22 protein-coding genes are annotated in these 26,366 nt (G+C 61.1%); 20 read left to right on the plus strand and 2 right to left on the minus strand.

The genetic code is table 11. The annotated features are described in order from the left end of the window. The first annotated feature begins 277 nt into the window (after nt 1–277). From ACFSR7_RS01475 to ACFSR7_RS01515, 9 genes are all read left to right on the plus strand, one after another. Complete coding sequence (locus ACFSR7_RS01475) at nt 278–1,204, plus strand: ABC transporter permease (protein WP_378158597.1); 927 nt, start codon at nt 278–280, stop codon at nt 1,202–1,204. A gap of 25 nt (nt 1,205–1,229) precedes the next feature. Further along, a complete protein-coding gene (locus ACFSR7_RS01480; protein WP_378158598.1) occupies nt 1,230–2,141 on the plus strand; it encodes a carbohydrate ABC transporter permease in 912 nt (303 codons plus the stop codon). A 105-nt stretch (nt 2,142–2,246) separates the two neighbouring features. Next, on the plus strand, nt 2,247–3,863 hold the full coding sequence (locus ACFSR7_RS01485; protein ID WP_378158599.1) for an ABC transporter substrate-binding protein: 1,617 nt from the start codon (nt 2,247–2,249) through the stop codon (nt 3,861–3,863). A 111-nt stretch (nt 3,864–3,974) separates the two neighbouring features. Beyond that, complete coding sequence (locus ACFSR7_RS01490) at nt 3,975–5,378, plus strand: hypothetical protein (RefSeq protein WP_378158600.1); 1,404 nt, start codon at nt 3,975–3,977, stop codon at nt 5,376–5,378. A 92-nt stretch (nt 5,379–5,470) separates the two neighbouring features. Then, nucleotides 5,471–6,934, plus strand: a complete 1,464-nt coding sequence (locus ACFSR7_RS01495; RefSeq protein WP_378158601.1) for a histidine kinase — start codon at nt 5,471–5,473, stop codon at nt 6,932–6,934. Between the two features lie 41 nt (nt 6,935–6,975). Beyond that, the gene (locus ACFSR7_RS01500) at nt 6,976–7,245 is read left to right on the plus strand and encodes a sensor histidine kinase (RefSeq protein WP_483862647.1); all 270 of its coding nucleotides are present in this window, start codon (nt 6,976–6,978) and stop codon (nt 7,243–7,245) included. Continuing rightward, nucleotides 7,242–8,000: a response regulator transcription factor gene (locus tag ACFSR7_RS01505; RefSeq protein ID WP_378158603.1), complete on the plus strand. Its 759-nt coding sequence runs from the start codon at nt 7,242–7,244 to the stop codon at nt 7,998–8,000. Before ACFSR7_RS01500 ends, ACFSR7_RS01505 begins: the two co-directional genes overlap by 4 nt. A gap of 115 nt (nt 8,001–8,115) precedes the next feature. Next, on the plus strand, nt 8,116–9,285 hold the full coding sequence (locus ACFSR7_RS01510) for an extracellular solute-binding protein (protein ID WP_378158604.1): 1,170 nt from the start codon (nt 8,116–8,118) through the stop codon (nt 9,283–9,285). Between the two features lie 13 nt (nt 9,286–9,298). Beyond that, nucleotides 9,299–10,642 (plus strand): FAD-dependent oxidoreductase, encoded by a 1,344-nt coding sequence (locus ACFSR7_RS01515; RefSeq protein WP_378158605.1) that lies wholly within the window; start codon nt 9,299–9,301, stop codon nt 10,640–10,642. A 386-nt stretch (nt 10,643–11,028) separates the two neighbouring features. On the opposite strand, the gene ACFSR7_RS01520 is transcribed toward ACFSR7_RS01515, so the two are convergent. After that, nucleotides 11,029–11,952, minus strand: coding sequence for a proline dehydrogenase family protein (locus ACFSR7_RS01520; protein ID WP_378158606.1), 924 nt, complete (start codon nt 11,950–11,952; stop codon nt 11,029–11,031). Between the two features lie 89 nt (nt 11,953–12,041). Between ACFSR7_RS01520 and pruA the strand changes: the two genes are divergently transcribed. From pruA to ACFSR7_RS01550, 6 genes are all read left to right on the plus strand, one after another. Further along, nucleotides 12,042–13,589 carry an L-glutamate gamma-semialdehyde dehydrogenase gene (pruA, locus tag ACFSR7_RS01525; protein WP_378158607.1) on the plus strand — a complete coding sequence of 516 codons (1,548 nt, stop codon included), beginning with the start codon at nt 12,042–12,044 and terminating at the stop codon, nt 13,587–13,589. Between the two features lie 202 nt (nt 13,590–13,791). Then, nucleotides 13,792–15,108 (plus strand): sensor histidine kinase, encoded by a 1,317-nt coding sequence (locus ACFSR7_RS01530; protein WP_378158608.1) that lies wholly within the window; start codon nt 13,792–13,794, stop codon nt 15,106–15,108. A 14-nt stretch (nt 15,109–15,122) separates the two neighbouring features. Next, nucleotides 15,123–15,767: a response regulator gene (locus ACFSR7_RS01535; RefSeq protein WP_378158609.1), complete on the plus strand. Its 645-nt coding sequence runs from the start codon at nt 15,123–15,125 to the stop codon at nt 15,765–15,767. A 37-nt stretch (nt 15,768–15,804) separates the two neighbouring features. Then, nucleotides 15,805–16,260 (plus strand): GNAT family N-acetyltransferase, encoded by a 456-nt coding sequence (locus ACFSR7_RS01540; RefSeq protein ID WP_378158610.1) that lies wholly within the window; start codon nt 15,805–15,807, stop codon nt 16,258–16,260. 142 nt (nt 16,261–16,402) lie between these two features. Beyond that, nucleotides 16,403–18,061 carry a DCC1-like thiol-disulfide oxidoreductase family protein gene (locus ACFSR7_RS01545; protein WP_378158612.1) on the plus strand — a complete coding sequence of 553 codons (1,659 nt, stop codon included), beginning with the start codon at nt 16,403–16,405 and terminating at the stop codon, nt 18,059–18,061. After that, nucleotides 18,058–18,738, plus strand: a complete 681-nt coding sequence (locus tag ACFSR7_RS01550) for a DUF4166 domain-containing protein (RefSeq protein WP_378158613.1) — start codon at nt 18,058–18,060, stop codon at nt 18,736–18,738. Before ACFSR7_RS01545 ends, ACFSR7_RS01550 begins: the two co-directional genes overlap by 4 nt. Nucleotides 18,739–18,743: 5 nt before the next feature. Here ACFSR7_RS01550 and ACFSR7_RS01555 read toward each other — a convergent pair whose 3' ends face one another. Next, complete coding sequence (locus tag ACFSR7_RS01555; RefSeq protein WP_378158614.1) at nt 18,744–19,178, minus strand: GNAT family N-acetyltransferase; 435 nt, start codon at nt 19,176–19,178, stop codon at nt 18,744–18,746. A 649-nt stretch (nt 19,179–19,827) separates the two neighbouring features. On the opposite strand from ACFSR7_RS01555, the gene ilvB reads away from it, so the two are divergent. From ilvB to ACFSR7_RS01580, 5 genes are all read left to right on the plus strand, one after another. After that, nucleotides 19,828–21,573, plus strand: coding sequence for a biosynthetic-type acetolactate synthase large subunit (gene ilvB, locus ACFSR7_RS01560; protein WP_378158616.1), 1,746 nt, complete (start codon nt 19,828–19,830; stop codon nt 21,571–21,573). Then, the gene (gene ilvN, locus ACFSR7_RS01565; protein WP_378158617.1) at nt 21,570–22,058 is read left to right on the plus strand and encodes an acetolactate synthase small subunit; all 489 of its coding nucleotides are present in this window, start codon (nt 21,570–21,572) and stop codon (nt 22,056–22,058) included. The genes ilvB and ilvN overlap by 4 nt, the downstream gene beginning before the upstream one ends. Before the next feature lie 209 nt (nt 22,059–22,267). Further along, nucleotides 22,268–23,260: a ketol-acid reductoisomerase gene (gene ilvC / locus ACFSR7_RS01570; protein ID WP_090114013.1), complete on the plus strand. Its 993-nt coding sequence runs from the start codon at nt 22,268–22,270 to the stop codon at nt 23,258–23,260. 105 nt (nt 23,261–23,365) lie between these two features. Beyond that, entirely contained in the window at nt 23,366–24,922 is a 1,557-nt protein-coding gene (locus ACFSR7_RS01575; RefSeq protein WP_378158618.1) for a 2-isopropylmalate synthase, read from the plus strand. Nucleotides 24,923–25,000: 78 nt separating this feature from the next. After that, nucleotides 25,001–26,200: an aminotransferase-like domain-containing protein gene (locus tag ACFSR7_RS01580; RefSeq protein ID WP_378158619.1), complete on the plus strand. Its 1,200-nt coding sequence runs from the start codon at nt 25,001–25,003 to the stop codon at nt 26,198–26,200. The last annotated feature ends 166 nt before the right edge of the window (nt 26,201–26,366 follow it).

Here is a 26,366-nt window from a genome sequence, read left to right on the forward strand (position 1 = left end):
GCCGACGAAGGAAAATAACTGCGCTTTCGCGCTTTCGCATCTATTTTATACAGCAGGGGCGAAATCGGCAAAAAAAGCTGCATATTCGCAGGTTTGCAGGCATTGCGGCAGCAGAACGACGCTGGCGGCGATACGAGGGCCGATCGGGGCGGCTGTCGGACGAGCCATCGATAGGCATTCCGCGCGATGCCAGCTTCTCATTTTACATCACACTCTGACAGGAATACATCATCGTCGCATGCGGACCGCCCATCTATACTGAAGTCACAGAAAGGATGTGGCGCCGTTGCACGCAAGATGGAAGCTCTTTTGGAAGTACAGGTATCTGACCTTGATGATCGTGCCCGCCTTGGCGGTGCTTGTTCTGAACAATTACCTGCCGATGTTCGGTGTGTTCATCGCCTTCAAGAACATCAACTATATCGACGGCATCTGGAGGAGCCCGTGGGTCGGCTTCGACAACTTCGAGTTTCTGTTCACCTCGGGCTCGATCTGGCGGATCGCCCGCAATACGGTGTCGTACAGCCTCGTCTTCATGATCGTCAACCTGCTGCTGTCCGTGGCGATCGCCGTCGCGATCAACGAGATCCGCAATCGCTGGCTGGCGAAAACCTATCAGACTTTTCTGATCATGCCCTACTTTCTGTCGATGGTCGTCGTGAGCTATCTCGTATACGGGTTCCTTAATCCGGAGAAAGGCTTCCTCAACCATACGATCGTCGAGTGGCTGGGCATGGAGCACGTCTTCTGGTACTCCGAGACCGCGTACTGGCCCTATATCCTGACGATCGTCAGCGCCTGGAAGGGCGTCGGCATCGGCGCCGTCATCTACATCGCGGCGATTGCGGGCATCGATCCCGAGTACTACGAGGCCGCCGTCATCGACGGCGCTTCGAAGTGGCGGCAGATATTCCACATCACGCTGCCCACGATCCGGCCGGTCATCATTATCATCACGATACTGAACATGGGCCACGTGTTCAACTCCGACTTCGGCCTGTTCTACCAGGTGCCGATGAACGCCGGACCGCTCTATCCCGTCACCGATACGGTCGACACCTATGTCTATCGCGCGCTGAAGGAGCTCAACGATATCGGCATGTCGTCCGCGGCGGCGCTCGTCCAATCCGTGCTCGGCTTCGCGCTCGTGCTGCTGACCAACGCGTCGGTGCGCAGAATCGACAAGGACCAAGCCCTGTTCTAGTAAAAAACCGAGGTGAACTATAGCTATGCTGAGAACCGCGAACCGCCGCGAGAATACGATCTCGCCGCTCACCAACTTCGTCCTGAACGGCGGCTTCATCGTCTTGGCGCTGGCCTGCGTGCTGCCCGTCGTCCTGGTCATTATCGTTTCGTTCACGCACAACGACTCCTTGCTAAGCCGCGGCTACAGTTTTTTTCCCGCCAAATGGTCGCTGATCGCCTACGAGAGCCTGTTCAAGGACTACGGCACGATCCTGCGCGCCTATGGCGTCAGCATCGGCATCACCGCCGCCGGCACCTTGCTCAGCGTGCTGCTGATGGCGCTGTACGCCTACCCGATCTCCCGCCAGGACTATCCGCTGCGTCCGTTTTTCACCTTCTTCCTGTTTTTCACGATGCTGTTCAGCGGCGGCATCGTGAGCAAATACATCGTGTTCACGCAGGGGCTCGGGCTGCTGGACAATTACATGTCGCTCCTTCTGCCGCTCCTCATCGTACCGTTTAACGTCATCATCATGCGCACCTTTTTCCAGACGACGATCCATCCCGCGCTCATCGAATCGGCCAGGATCGACGGCGCCGGGGAGCTGCGGATCTTTATCCGAATCGTCCTGCCGCTCTCGCTTCCGGTCATGGCGACGATGGCGCTGTTCAGCACGATCCTGTTCTGGAACGACTGGTTCAACGCGCTTTTGTTCATCCGGGCGGAAGATAAATATCCGGTCCAGTTTCTCATGATCCGCGTGCTGAACGACATCCAGTATTTGCGGGAAAACGTGCAGCTGGCGGCGCAAAATCCGGAAATGATGCGAGAACTGCCGAACGAATCGCTGCAAATGGCGATGGCGGTCGTCGGCATGGGCCCGATCCTGATCGTTTACCCCTTTTTCCAAAAGTATTTTGTCAAAGGACTCACGATCGGCGCCGTCAAAGGCTGATCCGATCGACAGTCGCATACCGGTAGTCCCGGCCGCCGGCACGCTCGCTATGCCGATTCCCGGCCGATCTATATAATCTGAATTAAATACCAGGAGGGTTACGCAATGAACATGAAAAAAACGAAAAGGCATATCCCGGCATTGGCGCTCGTCTTCGCCTTTGCCACGATGCTGCAGGCTTGCGCCGGCGGCAGCGGCAACGACCAGGGGGCTTCCTCGCAGACGGCAAGCTCCGCCGCGCCGAGCAGCGCATCCGCATCGGCGAGCGCGGCTCCTTCCGAGAGCGCAGCGCCTAGCGAGCTCGCGCCGTACGAGGTGTCGATCGTCTACTTCGGCAAGCCGCAGGCGGACGACGCGCTCGTCGAAGCGAAGCTGAACGAATTTTTCAAGGAAAAGATCAACGCGACGGTCAAGCTGCAGCCGATCGCCTCGAGCGATTATAAGAATCGCACCGAGCTGATGATGAATACCGGGGAAAAGATGGACCTCGTCTTCACGGCTTCCTGGCTGAACTTCTTTGGCAACGTTTCCAAGGGCGCCTTCATCGAGCTGGACGATCTGCTGGCGAAGTACGGACAGGGTATCAAGGACCGGCTGAACCCGCTTTATCTCGAGGCGCCGCGTCTTAAAGGCAAACTGTATGCGATCCCGACGAACAAGGAAATCACGCAAGGCAAGGCGCTCACCTACCGCAAGGACATCGTCGACAAGTACCAGATTCCGATCGACAGCATCAATACGATGGCGGACCTCGAGCCTTGGATGGAAAAAGTGAAAGCAAGCGAGCCCGGCATCATCCCTTACTACGTGTCGGGCGGCTCCGGCAACTTCGGCGGCGGCTTCATGATGTACGAGACGCGCGGCAACTACCGGCCGATCGGTCCGGCGCCGGCGAAGACGCCGATGTTCCTGCTCGATTACAAGTCTTCCGACGAGATGAAGGTCAAGTCGGTGCTCGATCCCGAGATTGTGGACATCAACAAGCAGGAAGTCGGCCTGTTCCGCAGCTTCTACGAGAAGGGCTACATCAATGCCGACGCGGCGACGAGCACGACGACCGTCAACGATCTGCAAAAGGAAGGCAAGATCTGGGTGCAGGCCGCGACCTGGAAGCCGGGCGCCGACATCGAGATGAAGCTCGCCACCGACAGCAAATACGACTACGTGTCCCACGTCGTCGAAGAGCCGATCGTCACGACGGACCTGGCCGCAGGCTCGATGTTCGCGATCTCCCGTACGTCCAAGGATCCGGATCGCGCGATGATGGTGCTGAACTACCTGCACACCGATCCGTACGTCATCAACCTGTTCGTCAACGGCATCGAAGACAAGCACTATAAAAAGGTCGGCGAAAACCGCATCGAACCGGTCGCCGACAGCGGCTACAACCCGGGCACGTCGTGGGTCGTCGGCAACCAGCTGCTCAACTACCTGAAGCCGGGCCAGCCCGACGATCTGTACACGAGCTGGGAGAAGTTCAACAACGATGCCAAGCGCTTCCCGCTCATGGGCTTCGTGTTCGACGAGGCCAACGTGAAAAACGAGATTACGCAAATGACCGCCGTCGTCACCGAGTACCAGTCGATCTTTACCGGCGCCGTCAAAAATCCGGAGAAGCTTCTCGACGAGCGCAACGCCAAGCTGAAGAGCGCAGGCATCGAGAAGGTGCAAGCCGAGCTGCAAAAACAAATCGACGCCTGGCGGGCAGAGAACAAAAAGTAAGAATCGCGTATGACGACGACGCGATAGCTTGAAGCGGCAGAGCGTCCGAATTCCGGGACGCTCTGTCCGTCCGTTGGGGGAAAGATCACTCGCCGCAAGGGGGCAGCGCACGTGAAACCGCAAAACCTGATTTATACGTTCGTCAGCTATGCCGCGCACTACGATACGCCCTGGGGGCATGGCGTCGCCGTAGAAGGCATCGACCGGACGGCCGCGCTCGCGCACAAGCACGGCATTCCGGTCACGTGGATCGTGAACGGCCGGTCCGTGCCGGTCCTTCGGGAGCGGATCGCCGACTGGCACGACGAATTCGGCGACGACGTCATTTTGCAAACGCCCTTTTTTATCGAGGACACGGGGGCCGACAAAGAAGCGTTCAAGCGGCGGCTGGAGGAAGACTGGCGCATCGTCCGGGAGGCGTTCCCCTGGGTCCGCACCAAAGTCGCGGCGCGCGGCAAAATATACAACGAAGTGATCGAAGCGCTCGAGGAGCTGGAATTCAGCGGCATGTGGGGCTACTGTTGGGAGCAAGTATGGTGGGACGGCATCACGCATAACGGCATTCCTTGGGGCTCATGGTACGTGGATCCGGCCCGCTACAAAGCGCCGCATCCCGGCAAGGGGACGATCGTCGCCTGCGAATGGACGGCCCGCGACTTGAATGCGACCTTCCACTCCGGCTGCCCGGTCATCTATTCTACGGATCCGAACGACGTGCTGCGGGCTGGACTCTGCGACGGCGGGGACGCGGAATATTGGAAGCGCGTGTTCGACGTTTACCTGGAAAATACGGCGCACAACGATCAGGTGTTTTTCTTGCAGCAGCAGGAGGCCCATGAAATGGAATTTACCGAACGGTTCGCCGTATTTCCGGCCGAGCACGTCGAGGCCTGCGCAGGCATGCTCGATCTGTTTTTTGCCTATGTCGCGAGCCGGTCCGTCACGCTCTCGACCGTGCCGCGCGCGATGGAGATGTACCGCGAAGCCAACGCCGAGACGGCGCCGTCGTACATGCTCGCGAGGGATGCCGGCGGAAGGCCGCAGCCGAACGAATACACGGTCACGCTCGGAGGGACGGCGGCCGGCCCCTGGCCCAAAACGTTTCTTTATTACGACAAGGAATGCCAGCTGGCGTTCGCGGACGGCGAATGCGTGCCGCGGCGCCTGCGCAGCTACGTGGGCAGGACCGGCATGCACGATACGTTCGACATAGAGCCGCCGCAGGTGTTCGTGCGCGGGTACGAGAAGACGGAGGCGCGCATCGTCATGACCTTCGACATCGGGCATGCGCCGCCGATGCCGTTCGGGCTCGCTTACTGGGACGAGCTGAGCGGCTATGAAGTCGAGTGCTGTTCGGAAGGGGTGACGGCTAAAATGATACTGGGCGAGCTGGTTTTCCTGCGGCTTGCGCTGAAGGGGGCGCCTGCTGCCGTCGAGCTGAGGCTTAGAAGAAAGAGCGGGTACGATGCCGGGCATGTTCGCAGGGATCGTGAAGAAAGCGGATACAGGAAATAGCCGCAGCATCTCGAAATCTATGTAAACGCCATGCCGGCCTTTTTCGCATCTCGCGCGCATCGGCGATTTTATCTTGCGGGGAGTGGGGCCGCTTGGCGGTCAAGCGCCGATTTTTCTCGATCCAAAGCAAGCTGCTCGCGCTGCTCTGCGCATTGATCACCGTCCCTTTTCTGTTCAGCGGCTATATTACGTATTACAAGTATTCGAGCAATGTCGAGCGGGATGCCGCGGCGTATTCGGAACAAATCGCGGAGCAGGTGTCGATCAACCTGGAGCGCTATATCAAGGAGATGGAGCGCATCACGCTGTCTCTGTATTACGACGAGAGCGTGCTCGGCATTTTGACGAAGCATGCGGGCCCGCTCCGTCAGGACAATTATCTGGCCTCGAACGAGCTGTCAAGCATGAGCCAGCTCATGTCTTCGCTCATTTATGAGCAAGGCGAGGTAGAAGGCATCTTCGTATTCGCCCCCGACGGGAGCCTGTTCAGCAACCTTCAGGAGACGGCGCGCATCCATTGGACCGTAGACGGCAACGGGTGGATGACGGATGCGATCTCGATGGACGGCGGACTCGCCATCCTGCCGCCGAGCCCGGGCGGGTATTACCTGGACAAGCCGCGGGAGGTCGTAACGCTCGCGCGGTTGATCAAAAATCCGGTGACGGGCGTGCCTCTCGGCTTCGTAAAAGTGGACCTGACGAGCGCGGGCTTCGAACGGATTCTTTCTCCCGTTCAGGTCACGCCCAACAGCCGTCTCTTTATTTTTAATGCCGACGGGGACCGCATCTACCCGTTCAAAGCGGAAGCGGACGGCGGCGGCATCCGGCCCGATCCCGCAGGTGCGTCCGGAAAGCTCGTGTCCGAGCGTTTCACCGATTACGGCGGGCTTCGCATCGTGGGCGTCATTCCGAAGGAAGACGTGCTTGCGGACGCGCGGCGACTGACGAGCTTCACGCTGTGGATCTCCCTCGGCGCGCTGCTCGTCGCCTATCTGGCATCCATTTATACGGCCCGCCGCCTCGTTCGTCCGATCCGGGCCTTGCACGCGAAGATGAAGCGGGTGCAAAACGGCGAGCTTGGGGAGCGGGCGCCCGTCACCTCGAGCGACGAGATCGGACTGCTCACGACAGGCTTCAATATCATGGTATCTCGGCTAGAGGTGATGATCAAGGAGAACTACGAGCTTACGCTTCGGGAAAAGGAGGCTCAATTGTCCGCGCTGCAGAGCCAGATCAACCCGCATTTTTTATATAATACGCTCGAATCGATCAGCATGTCCGCACGCCGGGAGGGGGCGTCGGGATGGCCCGACGCGATCGCGAGCCTCGGCAAGCTGCTGCGGTATACCGTGGACAAGCAGGAACGGCTCGTCCCGCTCGGAGAGGAGCTCGCATTCGTCGACAATTACCTGAACATCCAGTCGTTCAGGCTCGAGAGCAGGCTTGCGGTCGACGTACAGGTCGATCTGTCGCACGAGTCCGCGCTCGTGCCGAAGCTGATTCTGCAGCCGCTCGTCGAAAATGCGATCGAGCACGGCATGAGCGCCGGCCCCTGAAGCTGACGCTTCGAACGATCGCGGACGAGCAGGATCTGATCATCAGGATCAGCGACGACGGCGCGGGCATCGCGCCGGCCCGGCTGCCGGAGGTCGAGCGGCGCATGTACGAGGCCGAGCTGCCGCTGCCTGCGCAGCCTGCGGCTAAGCGGCCCCGCGGCTTCGCGCTGCGGAATATTCACCGGCGGCTTCGCATCCTGTACGGCGAGCCGTACGGGCTCGGCATCGACAAGACACACGGGAGCGGGACGGCGTTCGTCGTCCGGATTCCGTTCCAATGGAATGAAGAAGAGGAGGAGGAAGCCGTATGAACATCTTGCTAGCGGAGGACGAACCCAAGATCAGGCAGGGGCTGCGGGAGCTGATCGAAGCCGCGCTGCCGGGCGCTCCCGTCATCCGGGAGGCGGCGAGCGGCAAAGAAGCGTACGAGGTGGTGCGGACGCAGCCGTCGCTCGACCTGCTCATTACCGATATCCGCATGGGGGAAATGAACGGAATCGAACTGCTAAAGCGGGCGAGACGGCAGCATCCGGTGCTGTCGATCGTCGTCATCAGCGGCTACGACGAGTTCGCGTACGCCAGGGAGGCGCTTCGCTACGGCGTGCTCGACTATTTGCTCAAGCCGATCGGCCGGGCGGAGCTGGCCCAGGTGCTGGGCAGGGTGCAGGAGGCGATGGCATCCCGGGAGGCGGAAAGGAGCGACTGCGACGACGGGCGCGTCGCGTCCGCAGACAGAGCGGGGGCCGGCGAGGAGCGCCTGCTAATCCGGCAGGTGAAAGAGCTCGTCGCCCAGTCGCTCGACCGGGATATCTCGTTGCAATATCTCGCAGGCGAAGTGTATTTGCATCCTAAATATTTATCCGACATATTCAAGCGGGAGACAGGCGTCAACCTGTCGGATTACGTGACGGAGCAGCGGATCGCGAAGGCGAAGCACCTGCTTCGCAGGACGACGCTCAAGATCGGGGACGTCGCGGCCATGTGCGGGCTGCCGAACCAGAAATACTTCGCGTCGCTCTTCAAGCAGCGGACCGGCTGTACGCCGACCGAGTTCAGAGAAGGATAAAACGCCTTCCGATATCGAACCATTTCTGGAATCCGTGTCGTATGAAGCGCCGGCTCCTTTTTCTACAATAGATTTGTAAGCGCTTATCATAACGGTGGAGGAAAGGGGAAACGACATGAAGAAATGGCTCGGAGGCGCGCTTGCGCTGGCGGTGGCCGGCGCTACGCTCGCGGCGTGCGGATCGGACAACGAATCGGCGTCCGGCGGCTCGCAGTCCACGGGGACGGCGAACGCAGGGAAAGAAATCAAGCTGAAGTTCGGCATATGGGGCAACGAGACGCACAGCGCGATGTACGAGAAAATGATTGAAGCGTACCGCACGGCGCATCCCAACGTCAGCGTGGAGATCATGACGATTCCGTTCGCGGATTATCAGCAGAAGATGTCGATCATGATGGCCTCGAAGACGGCGCCGGACGTGCTGTGGCTCGCCGAGCGCGCGATCCCGCAGTTCATGGAGGCGGGACAGCTCGCCGACCTGTCCGCGCTAAAGGGCGATGCCGGCTACGAATTCGGCGATCTGATCCCGTCGACGGTCGATCTCGTCTCGAAGGACGGCAAGCTGTTCGGTATCCCTTTTTCTACGCCGCCCGGTATGATCTACTACAACAAGACGTTGTTTAAGGAAAAAGGGCTCCAAACGCCGACGGAGCTATACGCCGAAGGCCGTTGGACCTACGAAGAAATGGAGAAGGCGGCCAAGGCGATTACCGACCCGTCCAAAGGCATTTACGGCGTCAATCTGATCCGGCCAAACGGTTGGGGCGCAAGCTGGATCGAATCGCTCCAGACGGTCGTATGGGCGTTCGGCGCCGACTACTTCAGCCCGGACGGCAAGTATTCCAAGCTTGGTCTCGTCGATACGCATTTTCCGCTTACGGTACCGCCGATCTTGGGGGCGGGCGGCATATTCGGCGTGTTTTTGCTCCGCCAGTTTTATATCACGCTGCCGGCGGAGCTCGACGAGGCGGCCGAGATCGACGGATGCTCGCCGCTCCAGACGTTCTGGCGCATTATGGTCCCGCTCGCCGCTCCCGCCTTTGCGACGCTGTCGATTTTCACGTTCCTGAACAGCTGGGAGGACTTCCTCGATCCGCTTATTTTCCTCAGTTCGTCGGCGAAGTTCACGCTGCCGGTCGCGCTTAAGCTGTTTACGGATACGGCCGGAACGGCCTGGCATTTGCTCATGGCGGCTTCCGTCATGTCGACGGTTCCGCTGCTGCTCGTATTTTTTTTCGCCCAGCGCAAGTTCATCGACGGCATTGCGACGACGGGGCTCAAATAGGAGGCGGACTTTCATGATCAGCATGATCGAAACGGACGTCGTCGTCACGGGCGGCGGACCGGCCGGCGTCAACGCGGCGCTGGCGGCTGCGAGAGGCGGGGCGCGGACGGTGCTCGTCGAGCGTTACGGATTTCTTGGAGGCATGTCTACGGCAGCGCTCGTCTACCCGTGGATGACCTTTCATACGATGGAAGGCAAGCAGGTCGTCGCGGGCATTGCGCAGGAGATCGTGGACCGGCTGCGGCGTATCGGCGCCTCGCGCGGCCATGTGCGCGATACGGTCGGCTTCGTCCGCACGGTGACGCCATACCATCCGGAACAGTACAAGATCGTCGCGTACGACATGCTGCGGGAAGCGGGCGTACGCGTATTGCTGCACAGCTTCGTCGACCGCGTCCTGATGGCGAGCGGCGAGCGGATCGATGCCGTCGTCCTGACGTCCAAGTCCGGACCGATTGAGGTGCGCGGCCGCACGTTCGTCGACACGACCGGCGACGCGGACATCGCTTATCTGGCGGGCGCGCCGTGCCTGAAGGGGAGGCCCGGCGACAACCGTACGCAGCCGATGACGATGAAGTTCCGCATGCGCGGCGTCGACCTTAATAAAGTAAAGGCCTATATGCTGACGTACCGGGACGAATTTTACAAGAAGACGCCGTTCGACGAGCTGGAGACGCTGCCGCTGACCGGCGTGCTCGGCTTCTACAAGCACTGGCGGGAGGCGAATCTGCCGATCAACCGTGACCAGGTTCTGTTCTTTACGGGGCCCGAGACGGACGAGGTGCTCGTCAACACGACGCGGGTGCAGGGACTCGACGGCACGGACGTCGAAGATCTGACGCTGGCCGAGGCACTGGGACGCAAGCAGGCGCTGCAGGTGGGCGACTTCATGAAGACGCTGCCCGGCTTCGAGCGCGCTTCGATCTCCCAGGTGGGCGCCCAAATCGGCGTCCGCGAGACGCGGCGCATTCAAGGCAGGTACGTGCTGCAGGCGGAGGACGTCGTGGCCGGGCGCCGATTCGACGATGCGATCGCCCGGAGCGGCTACCCGATCGACATCCACGATCCGTCGGGCAAGGGCGTAACGGCCGCATGGGTGGAAGGGGACGGCGCGTACGACATTCCGTACCGCTGCCTGGTGCCGCTCGGCATCGGCAACCTGCTCGTCGGCGGGCGCTGCATCTCCACCTCGCACGAGGCGCTGGCGACGACGCGTCTCACGCCGAGCTGCATGGCGACGGGACAGGCGGCGGGCGCCGCCGCCGCGCTCTCGCTCCGGGCCGGCGTGCCGCCGTCGGACTTGGACGCGCAGGCGCTCCGCGCGATGCTCCGGGAGCAGCAGGCGATCGTGGACTAAGCGGCGGAAGCGGCGATAGGGGTCGCCGGCGAAGGCTGCCTGTGAGGCGATAGTTGGTTGGTTTGCGCGCCCCTGCGTCTTCTCGCGGAGAAGATGCAGGGGCGCTATTTTTGCGCAGCGCCGGCTGGAGCGGCGGGCTAATGGCGCGAGGGAGCCGAGTTGTACAAGAAGTGTGCACGAAGCGAACGTTATGAGCCGCCACGCCACGCGTCCGCAATCCGCCAAGATGCACAAGAAGTGTGCACGAAGCGAACGTCATGCGCGGCTACGCGTCCGCAACCCGCCAAGATGCACGAAAAATGGTGCTGTAACCTCTTTTTGCAAGTAACGCTCACGATCGCGACCAAACTTGGCCGCCTACACGCCCTCCCTTTCACCGCAGCATATCACCGCAGCATATTCTTCACCACCAGCCACAAATTCCCTGGCTTCTCCGCCAGGCGGCGCGTGTAGTAGGGATACCACATCGTACCGTAAGGCACGTAGCAGCGCACGCGATAGCCCTCCTTCGCCAGCCGCGCCTGCTCGGACATCCGCAGCCCGTACAGCATCTGAAACTCGAATTTGTCCTTCGAAATCCCGTTCCGATGCGCATAGGCTTTGACCCAGCTTAGGATCGCGTTGTCGTGCGACGCTACGGCCGTGTAGACGCCGCGCTCCAGATGGAGCTGCACCATGCTCTTGAAGCGGGCGCGGATCTCTGCCGTCTCTTGAAAGGCGATGGCGGCAGGCTCGCGGTAAGCGCCTTTGACGAGTCTCAAATGAACGCCCGCATCCATCAAGTCCCGCGCGTCCCCTTCGCTACGCTTCAGATAAGCTTGCAGCACGGTGCCCACGTTGGAGAACCCCTCCCGGTGCAGCCGGACGGTCATATCGATCGTCGCTTGCGTATAAGGCGAATTTTCCATATCGATCCGCACGAAATTGCCGTACTCCCTGGCACGGACGACGATCTCGCGGATGTTGCGGCAGCAGGCGTCGGCGTCCAGCGCGAGCCCCATCTGCGTCGGCTTCAGCGATACGTTGGCCCGGACGCCAGAATCCGCGATCGCGTCGAGCAGTTTCAAATACTCGTCGCGGTAAGTGCGCGCCTCCTCCAGACTGCCGATGCCTTCGCCGAGCGCGTCCAGCGTAGCCAGTATGCCGAGGCGGTTGAGCGCCGCCACCTCGCGCAGCGCGCCTTGCAGATGGTCGCTGGCGACGAAGCGGCCGGCCAGCTTGCGGCCGAATCGGAGCGTCAGCCGCTTGACCGTGCGGTTGCCCGTCACGGCCGTCATCGCTTTGCGGTACAGCGTCGAGCCGATATTCATGGGAGACGCTCCTTTCGCATGTCGGTCGTGCATAGATTGAGGAGGAGAGGCTGTTATCATTCGTTACCCGAAGGAGGCTGTCTTTAGGAATGAGGACCGAATTTAAAAACGAACCCTTCACGAACTTCAAGGCGGAGCCGGCCAACCTCGCATATGACGCCGCACTCCGGCAAGTTGAAGCGGAGCTCGGCTGGAGTTATCCGCTCGTCATCGGCGGAGCGCGAATCGATACGGAGCGCAAGGCGGCATCGGTCAACCCGGCCAAACATGGCCAAGTCGTGGGGATCGTCGCGCAGGCCGACCGCGAGCTGGCGGAGCGGGCAATCGACGCAGCGTCAGTCGCGTTCGAGACTTGGAGGCTGGTCGATCCCTGCGAGAGAGCCCGCTACCTGTACCGGGCGGCGGCGATGCTGCGGCGGCGCAAGCATGAATTTTCGGCCTGGATGACGCTGGAGGCCGGTAAAACGCGCGTAGAGGCGGACGCCGACACTGCGGAGGCGGTCGACTTCATGGAGTTTTACGCGCGGGAAATGCAGCGCCTTGCCCTGCCGCAGCCGCTGACGCCGTCGGCGGAGGAAGAGAACCAGCTTTACTACGCGCCGCTCGGCGTCGGCGTCGTTATCCCGCCCTGGAACTTCCCGCTGGCGATCGTCGCCGGCATGACCTGCGCGGCGGTCGTCTGCGGCAACGCGGTCGTGCTCAAGCCGGCCAGCCCGACGCCGGTCATCGCCGCCAAGTTCGTCGAGCTGCTCGAACAGGCGGGTCTGCCTCCGGGCGTCGTGAACTTTCTGCCCGGAGCCGGCGGCGAAGTAGGCGACGCGCTGGTGGATCATCCGCTGACGCGTTTCGTCAGCTTCACGGGATCGCGCGACATCGGCTTGCGCATCAACGAACGCGCGGCCAAGACGCAGCCGGGACAGCGGTGGATCAAGCGCGTCGTCCTGGAGATGGGCGGCAAGGACGCGATCGTCGTCGATGCGGATGCAGACGCAGACTTGGCGGCGGAGGCGATCGTCGCAGCGGGCTTCGGCTTTTCGGGCCAGAAGTGCTCGGCTTGCTCGCGCGCGATCGTACATCAAGATATATATGAAGCGGTATTAAATAAAGTCGCGGAACGAACCGGGAAGCTGGTCGTCGGCGATCCTGCGGATCGTGCGACCGATGTCGGACCTGTCGTCGACGAAAAGGCGTACCGCAAAATTCTCGATTATATCGCCATCGGCAAGCAGGAGGGCAAGCTCATCCGGGGCGGCGGCACCGGCGATCCCGGCGGCTGGTTCGTGGAGCCGACGATCTTCGCCGACGTCGACCCGAAGGCGCGCATTTCGCAGGAGGAAATCTTCGGCCCGGTCGTCGCATTCACGAAAGCGGACTCGTTCGAAGAAGCGATCCGCATCGCGAACGACACCGACTACGGCTTGACGGGCGCGGTGATCTCAAACGACCGGGCGCATCTCGAGTTGGCCCGCCGCGAGTTTTTCGCCGGCAACTTGTATCTCAACCGCAAGTGCACGGGCGCGCTGGTAGGCACGCATCCGTTCGGCGGCTTCCATATGTCGGGGACGGATTCCAAGGCGGGCGGCCGGGACTATTTGCTGCTGTTCACGCAGGCGAAGGTCGTATCGGAGCGGTTTTAAACAAACGGAAGGGTGCCACGGTTCATTCCTGTGCTAGAGGAACCGGCGCGCATCGCGTATAATCTTCTGTAAAGAAGGTCGACATTACTGCTTGTATGCCAATAGCGTCCTCAATACGCGTGGCCCGACTTCTGTCCTAGATAACGCGGTGCATCCTAAATCCGAAGAAGCGCTGCGCCGTCGAGTCAAGTTAGGAGACTTCATGCTCTATTACGTTCTCATGTTGTCCGCGGCCGCGGTCGTGCTGCTCGCTTCCGACGTTCGCAGCGAGAGCGGCCGCTGGGCCGCGTTTTTCCTGCTGAGCGCCGCGACCGGCGGCGTCGCGCGGCTCTGGCTGCAATCCCCGCTGCCGCGCGTTTGGTTCGAGATCGCGCAGCTGCTCAATCAGATCGTGACGCCTTACGGCGTCCTCGTGTTCGGCCTGGTTTATGCCGGCGGAGCGGCAGCTGCCTTGACGAAACGGCGGCGGCTGAAAGGGTGGCTGCTGTTGCCGCCGGTGGCGACACTAGCATACACGCTGCTGCGCGGTAACTTCGAGCCGAACTACCCGCTGATGCTGATCTGGGCCGCGCCCTATTACTTGGCGGCATGCGTGCTGCTGATCGCATCCTACCTCAGGGAGACGGACCGGCGGATGCGCAGGAGCCGGCTGATTACCGTCGTCATTACCGTGCCGACGCTGCTCGGCGTAGTGGCGTTTATCCATGTCGCCAAGACGATATGGCCGGACTTCGACTTTTTCGGCTATATCTCGGTTTTTTTTGTCTATTCGTTCGCGATCGCCCTGCTGTGCGTGTTCGTATACGGCGTGCTCGGGGTGAAGGTGCGCGTCGAGAGCGACTCGCTCGCCGGTGCCATGAAGGCAGCCGGCATGGGGACGAGCCTGCTCAACCATACGATAAAAAACGAGGTCGGCAAGATCGCGATCGGCGTGGAAAACCTGCGCGCCGCGCCGGATGGCGTAGACCTTGGCGCCGAAGAACAATTGGCGGTCATCGAACGGGCGGCGGCGCATCTGATGGAGATGGCGAATCGCATCCACAGCCGGACGCGGGACTTTGCCTGGAATCCGGCGCGCTGCGATCCGACCGCGCTCATGAGAGAGGCGCTGGAGCCGCTCAAAGAGCGCTTCGCTAGACAAGACGTCTCCATCGTTGAAACAGATGAGGGGAAGGAGATGCTGTTCGTCGATCCCGTTCATTTGCGCGAAGCGATCGGCAACGTGCTCGCCAACGCGGCGGATGCGATGGAAGCGGGCGGCGCGCTGGAGACGAAGATCGCGAAGGAGCGCCGGGATATCGTGCTGAGCGTCCGGGATACCGGCGCGGGGATGCCGCCCGAGCTGCTCGAACGGGTATGGGAACCCTTTTATAGCACGAAGCAGGGCAAGAACAACTACGGACTGGGCTTGTCCTATGTCCATCAGGTGCTTCGCAAATGCGGAGGGCGCGCGGAGATCGACAGCAAGCCGGGGGCCGGCACGGTCGTCCGGCTGCGTATCCCGCGATCGCGGAGATGAGAGGGAGCGGAGCCATGAAGCCGATTCGATTGCTGCTCGTCGAAGACGACCCGGATTGGGTCAAGTCGATGAGCGTCTACCTGAACCGGGAGGAAGACCTGCTGGTCGTCGGCACGGCCGCGACGCCGGAGGAGGCGCTGCGCCTGGCCGCTTCGATCGAATTTGACGTGGCGCTGCTGGACGTGCATCTGACCGAGGCCGGTCGGGACGGCATCCACACGGCTCTTGCCTTGGCGGAGATTCGTCCGGTGCGGATTATCATGCTGACGTCAGATTCGTCGGAACGCACGATGACGGACGCCTTCACGGCCGGCGCGCTGCACTATTTGGACAAGTCCAGGTTCAAGGAGCTCCCCCAGGCGATACGCGGCGTCTTCCATCATCCCGAAGCGATGGAAGCGCTGCTGAAGGAACTGAGGCGGCTCAAGCGCGAAGAGCAATTGCAGCCGCTAACCGCCGCCGAACGCGAGGTTTACGAGATGCTGGAGGAAGGCTACACGCATGCGCAGATCGAGCGCAAGCTGTACAAGTCCGAGAGCACACTCAAAAACCAGGTGAACAAAATCCTCAAAAAGCTCGGCGTTCGCAGCGGACGCGAGGCGGTGGACAAGGTTCGCAAAGGCGGTCTGGATCAGGAACGCGATATCGAGGGGAATTAGCGTTCTAAACTTTAGTGCCGAAGAAGGAGCGAGACGCTTGAAAATTATTGTGGACGACCTGTCCGGTCCCGAGGTGGCGGCGCTGCTGGAAGCGCATTTGCGGGGCATGGCCGCGGATACGCCGCCGGAGAGCATTCACGCGCTCGACCTCGAGGGGCTCAAGCGGCCGGAAATTACGTTTTGGAGCGCCTGGGACGGCCGGGAGCTGATGGGCTGCGGGGCGCTCAAGGATCTCGGCGGCGGTCACGGCGAGCTCAAATCAATGCGGACTGCAGCGGCGCATCTGCGCAAAGGCGTTGCAGCCGGCGTACTCGCGCATATTGTAGCGGAGGCGCGGCGCAGGGGCTTCGAGCGGGTGAGTCTGGAGACAGGTTCGCCCGACTCGTTCATTCCTGCGCGCAAGCTGTACGAGAAGTTCGGCTTCGCCTATTGCGGCCCTTTTGCGGACTATGGAGAGGATCCGTACAGCGTATATATGACGATGACTTTATAAACTTTGCTTTACTTAGGCTTCCGGCGAACCGCCGGGGGCCTATTTTTTATAGTCCCCCGCGCGCCTGCCGTCCTATGGAAGTTGGAACTGCCGCAATCCGCCGCCGAATCCTACAATGAAGATATAAAGGAGGCGGCACGAGATGAGTCGACACGGGGATACGTGGAAAAAGGGCGCTGTTGCCCGGATGCAGGCGGCAAAGCGGCGCTCGCCGGAGAGCAGCCTACGGGAGAACGAGTCGGATGCGTTCGTGCTGCTCGTGGACGGAGATTGCGCGATGTGCAGGGGCATTGCCCGCTTCGCGGCGAAGCGGGACCGGGCGGAGCGGCTGCGCTTCGCGGCGCAGGACTCCGCGGCCGGGCGAGAGCTGACGGCGCGTCTTGGTCTTACGCTGCCGTCCGGCGGCAGCTTCGTGCTCGTTCGCGGCTCGGCGTCGTGGACGCGGTCGGCGGCAGCGATCCGCACGCTCGCGGCGCTGGATGCGCCATGGCCGGCGGCAGCCGTTGCGCTCCGGCTCGTGCCGGCACGGCTGAGGGACGCCGTCTACGACGCGATCGCCGCGCGAAGGCATCGGCTGGCGGGGCGCATGGGCGAGCGTTGTCCGGCGGTGCCCGACGAGCGGTTGCGGCGGCGTTTGCTGGCCGACGGCGGCTGGAACGGGCAGGATGGCGATGCCGCTGCGGCCATAGAGCAGAACGGCTCGATGACAGCCGGAGCCGGTGAAGGGGCAACGGCGATGCCGACAGCCGAAACGTTAACAGCCGGCTTCGGACAGGGGGGCGAAGCGATGCGAGCAGCCGAAACCCAAGGACGGCTTCGGACGGACAAGGCGCGTGGCCGTCAACGGGCACTGGGCGCAAAGCGTCCGATTTATGTCGAGATCGACATCGCTTCAGACATGGAGACGCTTTGGCGACACACGCAGCAGCCGAAACTTCATGAGCGCTGGGATTTACGCTTTTCCGAGATCGACTACCTGCCCAAGGCATCGTCGAAAGACGACCAGGACTTCCTTTACCTGACCCGGATCGGCTTCGGACTATCGATCCGCGGCACGGGGAAGTCCCGGGCGCCGGACATCGCGGCGGATGGCGTCCGCACCTCGGTGCTCGCATTCGGTACGGACCAACCGCTCTCGCTGATCGGGCGCGGAGGCGGCTATTGGAGATATACGCAGCTGCCGGACGGCGGCGTGCGGTTCGTCACGCGCTTCGATTATCGCACGCGTTTCGGCCGCGCGGGACGCTGGCTCGACAGGCTGCTGTTCAGGCCGTTGTTCGGCTGGGCCACCGCCTGGAGCTTTGACGCGCTGCGGCTGTGGCTCGATCGCGGCGTGCCGCCGGAGGAGAGCCTGCTGCGCGCCAAGCTGCATGCGCTCAGCATCGCCGTCTTGTCGCTTTGCTGGGCATATGCCGGCCTGGTTCCGAAGCTGCTGTACCCAGCCGCCTCGGGCGAGCTGGACCTGCTGCGCGCGCTCGGCTGGTTTCCGGGCTTCGAGCCGGCAGTTCTATCCGCGCTCGGCGTTGGCGAGCTGCTGATTGGAGGCATCGTGGCGCTAAGACGGTCTCCGAAGCTGCTCGCGGCGCAGGCGATCGCGGTAAGCGCGCTCACGGCCGTTGCGTTGGCAGGTTCGCCCGAGCTGTCGTACGCGCCGTTCAACCCGCTCGTCTTGACGATGCTGATGCTGGCGGCTACGTTTGCCGCGCGCTGGACGTATAAAGGACTCCCATCCGCAAAGAGATGCCGAAGGCAGCCCGGGAGCCGCAACGAAAAGAGGACTATAAAGGGGGAACATGCATGAAGTCGATATTCGAAAAAGCGCTCGGGGAGAAGGAATTCGCGAAGCTGCATCCGAAAATCCGCGAGCGCTTCGGGTTTCACAGCGCAGAAGGGAGTGCTTCGATCGGACGAGGCGTGATGGAGGAGGTCCGCTATGCGAAGTGGGCGGCGCTCCCGCTTGCGGTCGGCGCGTCGCGCAACATCATGTTTCCCGAAGGTGGACGCCAAGTCCCGTTTTCCATCGAAAATTACGCATACCGCGACGCGCTCGGCAGAGAAACGCTGACCATCAACCGCACGTTCCGCTTCGAGCGGTCGCTTCGCCGGTTCGACGCGACAATGGTGTATAGCGACGATCGTGAACGCATTGTAGATTACCTGGGAAATAAACAGCATCTTGCGGTCGACCTGGACGTATGGGCGGCTCCGAACGGCGGCATCCAGATTCGTTCCGGCGAGCAGCGCTTTTATGAAGGACCGCTCGGTTTCCGTTTTCCGGGGCCGCTCACCGGCTGCGCGGACGTATGCGAATGGTACGACGAGGACGATGCCTGCTACCGCATCTCGGTATCGGTCCGCAATCCGCTGATGGGCCGGATTTTCGCCTACAAGGGCGCGTTTCAGGCAGAGACCGTACATGTCGGTCAAGGAGGCATTCCGCTGCAGGCGATGCCGCTCCGGCTGGAGCGCAGGGAATAATCCATTCAAAGCCATTTATACATTTCATAACACTTCAATGCTTCATGGTGCGCCACGACCGAATAGCCCAACCGCCTGTAAAATCGCGTGCCGGCCTCGTTCCCTTCGTCCACGTATAGCCGGGCGCGCATGCAGCCGAGGTTTTGCGCGTGGCGTTCGACACGGCTCATCAGCCTGGTGCCGTAGCCTTTGCCTTGACAGGAACGGTCTACCGCGAGCAGATCGACGAACAGTGTATCGTGCTGTATGATGAGGTGTAGAAAGGCACGAACCTTGCGGCCTTCGGATGCGACGAGCGTTGAGCCCTGCGCGAGGCGCGCTGCCATATCCTTGCGGAGCTTCCGCCCGCCCGGATGGGGATGGGGAGAGATCGGGATCAGCTCCCGGGTAACGATCCGGACGATGGCGGGCAGGTCGCCTCGTTTCAGCCAGCGCAACATTGGCATCTCCTCCAGAGCGGTCCGCATACGGAATGCGTATCTTTGACTATCATATGAAGGGACGCCGTCGCTCGCTCTCCGCGATTAGGCGATCATGCGGATTTAAAACGGATCCCGCCGGGCTTGGCGCATGAGCGCGCGGGCGAACGGAAATAATGGACACACCGGGGTTGCGACGGCCGGGTGAACCGGGCGAAAATGGATTTGTTCAAGACTTTAATCCTTGTCTTGACTAACGCTTCACCGGAGCATATAATGGGTACTACATTGATTCATCTTGAACAGCATTGAAGAGGAAGATGCGGGTGGGCACTATCGCTCAGAGAGCGTCGGGATTGCTGAGACCGATGCCGATAACCCTGTACGCAAGGTCTCCTCGGAGCTGGTCTCCAGAACGGCTGTACGCAGCTTATTAAGGAGTCTCGGGATGGCGCACGTTATCGCGCCTGAAGTATGGACGTCCTCCGAGCGCTCGGATCGGCGACATACTTGATGAGGCGCCGATTGCGAGATCGCGCGCGAATCCGGGTGGTACCGCGGAAGGAACAGCCTTTCGTCCCTGAACGTTTAACAGACGTTCGGACGAAGGGCTTTTTATTTTGATTTACAGCATACTGATTCATAGAAGATTCATTAAGGAGGATGAAGGATGGTCGCGAACAGTGCCACGCTGAAGTCCAAGGAACAATTGATCGAGAAATGGGGCAAGCAAGAAGTCATCTCGGGATCCGAGATGCTGCTGCGCAGCCTGCTGCTCGAAGGTGTCGACTGCGTGTTCGGCTATCCGGGCGGCGCCGTTCTGTATATTTACGACGCGATGTACGGCTTCGAAGACTTTAATCACCTGCTCACCCGTCACGAACAAGGTGCGATCCATGCTGCAGACGGCTATGCGCGCAGCACCGGCAAGGTCGGCGTCTGCATCGCGACGTCGGGCCCGGGCGCGACCAACCTCGTCACCGGGATCGCGACGGCATATATGGATTCCGTGCCGCTGGTTGTCATCACAGGCAACGTCGCGACGACGCTGATCGGCACGGACGCCTTCCAGGAGGCCGACATCGTGGGCATCACGATGCCGATCACCAAGCACAGCTATCTGGTGCGCAAGGCCGAGGATCTGCCGCGGATCATTCACGAGGCGTTCCATATCGCCAACTCGGGCCGCAAGGGCCCCGTCCTGATCGACATTCCGAAGGACGTCTCTAATGAGAAGGCGATGTTCAAGCCGCACGACGAAGTGAAGCTTCGGGGCTACAACCCGACCGTTCAGCCGAACAAGCAGCAGGTCGACAAGATGCTGCGCGCAATCGAGCAGGCAGAGCGTCCGGTGTTGCTTGTCGGCGGCGGCGCCGTATACTCCGGCGCCCACGAGGAAGTGCTGGCCTTCGCCGAGAAGACCGGCATTCCGGTCACGACGACGCTGCTGGGCCTCGGAGCGTTCCCGAGCGGACACGAGCTTCACATGGGCTTCCCGGGCATGCACGGTACCTGGACGGCCAACATGGCCATTCAGGAGTCGGATCTGCTCGTCAATATCGGCGCGCGATTCGACGACCGCGTGACGGGCAAGCTCAATGGCTTCGCGCCCCATGCGAAGATCGTGCACGTGGACATCGATCCTGCGGAGATCGGCAAAAACGTGCCGACCGACATCCCGATCGTCGGCGACGTCAAGGCTGTGCTGCAGCAGGCGATCGCAGGTGCCAAGTACGCGTCCAAGGCCGATGCCTGGCGGGCGCAGATCGCCGAGCGCAAGGCGGCGAAGCCGTTTACGTACAAGGATTCGGATGAGGAGCTCAAGCCGCAGTGGGTCGTATCGATGATTCACGAGACGACGAACGGCGACGCGATCGTCACGACCGACGTCGGCCAGCACCAGATGTGGGCGGCGCAGTACTATCCGTTCAACAAGCCGCGTTCCTGGGTCACCTCGGGCGGACTCGGCACGATGGGCTTCGGCTTCCCGTCGGCGATCGGCGCGCAGATGGGCAATCCGGACCGCACGGTCGTCTCGATCAACGGCGACGGCGGCATGCAGATGTGCTCTCAGGAGCTCGCCATCTGTGCGATCAACAAGATTCCGGTCAAGGTTGCGATCCTGAACAATCAGGTGCTCGGCATGGTCCGCCAATGGCAGGAGCTCATCTACGACAACCGCTTCAGCCACATCGACCTGGCCGGCAGCCCGGATTTCGTCAAGCTGGCCGAAGCTTACGGCGTCAAAGCCTTCCGCGCAACCAACAAAGACGAAGCCCGCACGGCCTGGGAAGCGGCGCTCGCGCATGACGGCCCTGCCGTCGTCGAGTTCGTCGTCCGCAAGAGCGAGAATGTCTATCCGATGGTTACGCAGGGCAGCACGATCGATCAAATGCTGATGGGGGATGACGAATGAGCACCAGACATACGATCGCCATTCTCGTGAACGACCAGCCCGGCGTGCTGCAACGGGTGTCCGGCCTGTTCGGACGCCGCGGCTTCAATATCGAGAGCATCACCGTCGGGACCTCCGAAGAGCCGGGCTTGTCCCGCATGGTTATCGTCACCAAGGGCGACGACCATACGCTCGAGCAGATTGAAAAGCAGCTTTACAAAATTATCGACGTCATCAAGGTCGTGGATATCGGCAGCAGCCCGATGGTCGCCAGAGAACTCGGTCTGATCAAGGTCGGCGCCGATCCTTCGGCCCGGCCCGAGATTCTGGGCATTGTCGATACGTTCCGTGCGGCCGTGGTCGACATCAGCCCGACCAGCCTGATCGTCCAGGTCGTCGGCGATACCGACAAGATCGACGCCATGATCGAGCTGCTCAAGCCCTACGGCATCCGCGAACTGTCGCGGACAGGCGTGACGGCGATGGCGCGGGGCAGCGTGCGCTAAGCTTAGGAGCGATCGCGCAGCCGCCCCCGGCATTATTTCTTTCATCCGCTATCCCAGGAGCGGGTGTTCGAGGGGAGAACTCCCTTTCGCGGCCAAGGCTTGTACACGGAGTCGGCCCGCGCCGCGCGAATACGGTTCTCCCTTGGGACGCCCGTTCCATGAGGGTCGCCTATATATCCCAGCTTCACATACTAAGGAGGATCTTACCCATGGCAGTCAAACTGTTCCACGAAAAAGACGCCGACCTCGGCGCCCTGCAAAACAAAACGATCGCGGTCATCGGCTACGGCAGCCAAGGCCACGCCCAGGCGCAAAACCTGCGCGACAGCGGCCTGCAAGTCATCATCGGCCTTCGCGAAGGCAAGTCCGCTCAAGCGGCTCGCAACGACGGCTTTGAAGTATTCCCGGTAGCTGAAGCGGTTTCCAAGGCAGACGTCGTGCAAATCCTGATGCCTGACGAAACGCAAGCTCGCGTTTACCGCGAAGAGATCGAACCGAACCTGAAGAAGGGCGCAGCCCTCATGTTCTCCCACGGCTTCAACGTTCACTTCGGCCAGATCGTCGCTCCTAAGGATGCCGACGTCCTGCTCGTAGCGCCGAAGTCCCCAGGCCACATGGTTCGCCGTACGTACGTTGAAGGCTTCGGCGTTCCCGGACTGATCGCGATCCATCAAAACGGCACTGGCAAAGCATTCGAAATCGGCATGGCTTATGCGAAAGGCATCGGCTGTACCCGCGCGGGCGTCATCGAGACTTCGTTCCGCGAAGAGACCGAGACCGACCTGTTCGGCGAGCAAGCCGTATTGTGCGGCGGCGCTACGGCGCTTGTCAAAGCCGGCTTCGAAACGCTGGTCGAAGGCGGATACGCGCCTGAGATGGCTTACTTCGAAGTTCTGCACGAATTGAAGCTGATCGTCGACATGATGTACGAAGGCGGCCTCGCTTCGATGCGCAGCTCGATCTCCAACACGGCTGAGTACGGCGACTATGTCACCGGCCCGCGCGTCGTAACCGACGAGACGAAAAAGGCGATGAAGGCTGTTCTGACGGACATCCAAACGGGCAAGTTCGCTCGCGACTTCATCCTCGAAAACCAATCCGGCAACGCGTTCATGACGGCTACCCGCCGCATCGAAGCCGAGCACCCGATCGAAGTCGTCGGCGCGCAGCTGCGTGGACTGATGCACTGGATCAAGAAGTAAGAGCGAGCTAACCTTATGTTATAATCGGGAGAAGGTCGGAGCATTTCGGCCTTCTCTTTCTCTCATCTGCATGACGATCGGAGGTGCGGGCCTGCAGGCCACGCCATGCGCAAAATTTATATGTTCGACACGACGCTCCGCGACGGTGAGCAATCCCCCGGGGTCAACCTGAATACGCAGGAAAAAGTCGAAATCGCCCTGCAGCTCGAAAAGCTCGGCATCGACCGGATCGAAGCCGGCTTCCCGATCGCTTCGCCCGGCGACCTCGCCGCGGTGGGCGCGGTCGCTCGCGCCGTCAAGAACGCGTCCGTTACCGGACTGGCCCGTTCCCGTGAGAAGGACATCGACGCGGTCGTCGAAGCGCTGAAGGGCGCCCAGGATCCGCGCATCCACATTTTCCTCGCCACCTCGCCGATCCACCGCAAGCACAAGCTGCGCATGGAAAAGCACGAGGTGCTCGAAGCCGCGGAAGCGATGATCAAGTACGCGAAGAAGCACTTTTCCCAGGTGGAGTTCTCGGCGGAGGACGCGGGCCGCACGGAGATCGACTTCCTCGTCGAAGTGACAGCGCTTGCCGTTAAGCTGGGGGTATCCGTCGTGAACCTTCCGGACACGGTCGGCTACCTGTCGCCTTACGAATACGGCAACATTTTCAAGACGATGAAGGAGCAAGTGCCCGGCATCGAGAAGGTCCAGCTTTCCGCGCATTGCCATGACGATCTGGGCTTGGCGACGGCTAATGCGCTGGCCGCGATTCAGAACGGCGCCGATCAGATCGAAGGCACGATCAACGGCATCGGCGAGCGCGCCGGCAATACGGCGCTTGAAGAAGTGGCGCTCGCGCTTTATACGCGCGGGGAGTTTTTCCAGGCGACCACCGGCCTGAACCTGCAGGAGATCGCCAAGACGAGCCGTCTCGTCAGCAAGCTGACGGGCATGCCCGTGCCGGGCAACAAGGCGATCGTCGGCGCGAACGCGTTCGCGCACGAGTCGGGTATCCACCAGGACGGCGTGCTGAAGGAGAAGACGACGTACGAGATCATCTCCCCGGCGACGATCGGCATGAAGGACAGCAAGCTTGTCCTCGGTAAGCACTCCGGCCGTCACGCGTTCCGCGAGAAGCTCGTCGATCTCGGCTTCGAGGGCTTGTCCGAGGATCAGGTCAACGCCGCCTTCGGCAAGTTCAAGGACTTGGCCGACCGCAAAAAGGACGTGTCCAACGAGGATATTCTGGCGCTGCTCGAAGAGAAGATCATCGAGACGCCCGAGGTGTTCGCGCTTGAGCAGCTTATCGTTTCGTTCGACAGCCATGCCGTACCAAGCGCGACGGTCAAGCTGAAGACGCCGGCCGGCATTGCGTCGCATACGTCCGAGGGCAACGGCTCCGTCGATGCGATCTATCATGCGATTAACGCCCAGACGGGCGAAGTCGTCGAACTGGACGACTACACGATCAAGTCGGTTACGGACGGCACGGATGCGCTTGGCGAGGTTCACGTCGTGCTCAAGCAGGGCGAGTACAGCGCACAAGGCCGCGGCGTCAGCACCGACATTCTCGAAGCGAGCGCGCGCGCCTACGTAGACGCGCTGAACCGTCTCGTCGAGAAGCGGCAGGAGCCGCCTCGCACCAAGCGCGACCGCGACAACGTCACTTTGATTTAACACACACGAATATTTAAGGCGGAGGCCCGCCGCTTCGAAGCTACGGACCGCCGTCATTTGAGAAATGGGGAACCCCGTATGAATTACAGATACTCCTCCAGACTCGGGAGCTTCTCCTCCTCGGCAGTCCGGGAAATTTTGAAGCTGACGCAGGGGAATTCGATCATCTCCTTCGCCGGCGGGCTGCCCGCTGAGGAGCACTTTCCGGTCGCCGCGGTGTCCGAAGCGTTCCAGCGCGTGATGTTCCAAGGCAACAAAGCGCTCCAATACGGACTGACCGAAGGCTACCTGCCGCTGCGCGAGGCGCTTTGCGAGCGTATGGCGCGCAAGGGCTGCAACGTCACGCCCGACGACATGCTGCTCACGACCGGCTCTCAGCAGGCGATCGATTTGCTGACGCGCATCTACATCGATCCCGGCGACACGATCCTGGTTGAACGCCCGACCTATTTGTCCGCACTGCAAGTATTCCGTTCTTACGGCGCGGAGACCGTGTCCGTAGAAGGCGACAGCGACGGCCTGGACCTTGCGGATCTGGAAGCCAAGCTGCTGAAATACAAGCCTAAGATGCTGTACGTCATTCCGACGTTCTCGAATCCGACCGGCAAGGCGTGGAATGTCGAGCGCCGCAAAGCCGTGCTTGAGCTATGCCAGCGCACGGATACGCTGATCCTCGAAGACGATCCGTACGGCGAACTGAAGTTCGGCGACGCATCGCTGACGTATCCGTCGATCTTCTCGTTGGCGCCGTCCGTCGCGGGCTCTTGCGTCGTCTATACGAGCACCTTTTCCAAGACGGTAGCTCCGGGTCTTCGAACCGGCTGGGTCATGGCCGATCCGGATATCATCCGCAACATGGCGCGTGCCAAGCAAGCGGCCGACCTGCAATCCAGCACGCTGGATCAGCAGACGCTCTATCAGCTGCTGACCCATTTCGACCTCGACGGTCATATCGAATTCGTCCGTACGGAATATGAAAAGCGGATGGAGAACATGGTCGGTTTGCTCCAGCAAGAAGCTTGGCAGGGCGTCGAGTGGGAAGTGCCTAAGGGCGGCATGTTCATCTGGATCGAGTTCCCGTCCTCGGTGAACACGAACGATCTGTTGAAGACGGCTGTCGAGCACGGCGTCGCCTTCGTCCCGGGCATCTCGTTTTATTCCGAGCAACCGGAGCTGAACAAGGCGCGCTTTAACTTCTCGTACACGGACGAGGAGCGTTCTCGGCAAGGCATTGCCAGGCTGTCCAAGGCGCTGGCGCATGTCGGCGTCGGCGTGTAAGTATAGCTAGTGGCGCGAAGGATTTAACATGCGGACGCACCGTTCGTCGAGGAATCGACTGCGGTGCGTTATTTATTTCGTGGGCATGGCGCGTGAATATAGGTTCACTTTTCCGGGCTCATTCCATTATCCCATTGCATCAGCTAGGCGCCTGATTGGCTTAAAC

Source organism: Cohnella sp. GCM10020058, from assembly GCF_042683485.1.
Taxonomy (GTDB): Bacteria; Bacillota; Bacilli; order Paenibacillales; family Paenibacillaceae; genus Cohnella.

Bases quoted from the DNA above. Each gene is read 5' to 3' on its own strand.
- ACFSR7_RS01575 (WP_378158618.1), top strand. From the start codon at position 23,366: ATGCGCAAAATTTATATGTTCGACACGACGCTCCGCGACGGTGAGCAA.
- ilvN (WP_378158617.1), top strand. From the start codon at position 21,570: ATGAGCACCAGACATACGATCGCCATTCTCGTGAACGACCAGCCCGGC.
- ACFSR7_RS01555 (WP_378158614.1), bottom strand. From the start codon at position 19,178: ATGTTGCGCTGGCTGAAACGAGGCGACCTGCCCGCCATCGTCCGGATC.
- ilvB (WP_378158616.1), top strand. From the start codon at position 19,828: ATGGTCGCGAACAGTGCCACGCTGAAGTCCAAGGAACAATTGATCGAG.
- ACFSR7_RS01545 (WP_378158612.1), top strand. From the start codon at position 16,403: ATGAGTCGACACGGGGATACGTGGAAAAAGGGCGCTGTTGCCCGGATG.
- ACFSR7_RS01510 (WP_378158604.1), top strand. From the start codon at position 8,116: ATGAAGAAATGGCTCGGAGGCGCGCTTGCGCTGGCGGTGGCCGGCGCT.
- ACFSR7_RS01480 (WP_378158598.1), top strand. From the start codon at position 1,230: ATGCTGAGAACCGCGAACCGCCGCGAGAATACGATCTCGCCGCTCACC.
- ACFSR7_RS01580 (WP_378158619.1), top strand. From the start codon at position 25,001: ATGAATTACAGATACTCCTCCAGACTCGGGAGCTTCTCCTCCTCGGCA.
- ACFSR7_RS01515 (WP_378158605.1), top strand. From the start codon at position 9,299: ATGATCAGCATGATCGAAACGGACGTCGTCGTCACGGGCGGCGGACCG.
- ACFSR7_RS01520 (WP_378158606.1), bottom strand. From the start codon at position 11,952: ATGAATATCGGCTCGACGCTGTACCGCAAAGCGATGACGGCCGTGACG.
- ACFSR7_RS01535 (WP_378158609.1), top strand. From the start codon at position 15,123: ATGAAGCCGATTCGATTGCTGCTCGTCGAAGACGACCCGGATTGGGTC.
- ilvC (WP_090114013.1), top strand. From the start codon at position 22,268: ATGGCAGTCAAACTGTTCCACGAAAAAGACGCCGACCTCGGCGCCCTG.
- pruA (WP_378158607.1), top strand. From the start codon at position 12,042: ATGAGGACCGAATTTAAAAACGAACCCTTCACGAACTTCAAGGCGGAG.
- ACFSR7_RS01550 (WP_378158613.1), top strand. From the start codon at position 18,058: ATGAAGTCGATATTCGAAAAAGCGCTCGGGGAGAAGGAATTCGCGAAG.
- ACFSR7_RS01505 (WP_378158603.1), top strand. From the start codon at position 7,242: ATGAACATCTTGCTAGCGGAGGACGAACCCAAGATCAGGCAGGGGCTG.
- ACFSR7_RS01530 (WP_378158608.1), top strand. From the start codon at position 13,792: ATGCTCTATTACGTTCTCATGTTGTCCGCGGCCGCGGTCGTGCTGCTC.
- ACFSR7_RS01485 (WP_378158599.1), top strand. From the start codon at position 2,247: ATGAACATGAAAAAAACGAAAAGGCATATCCCGGCATTGGCGCTCGTC.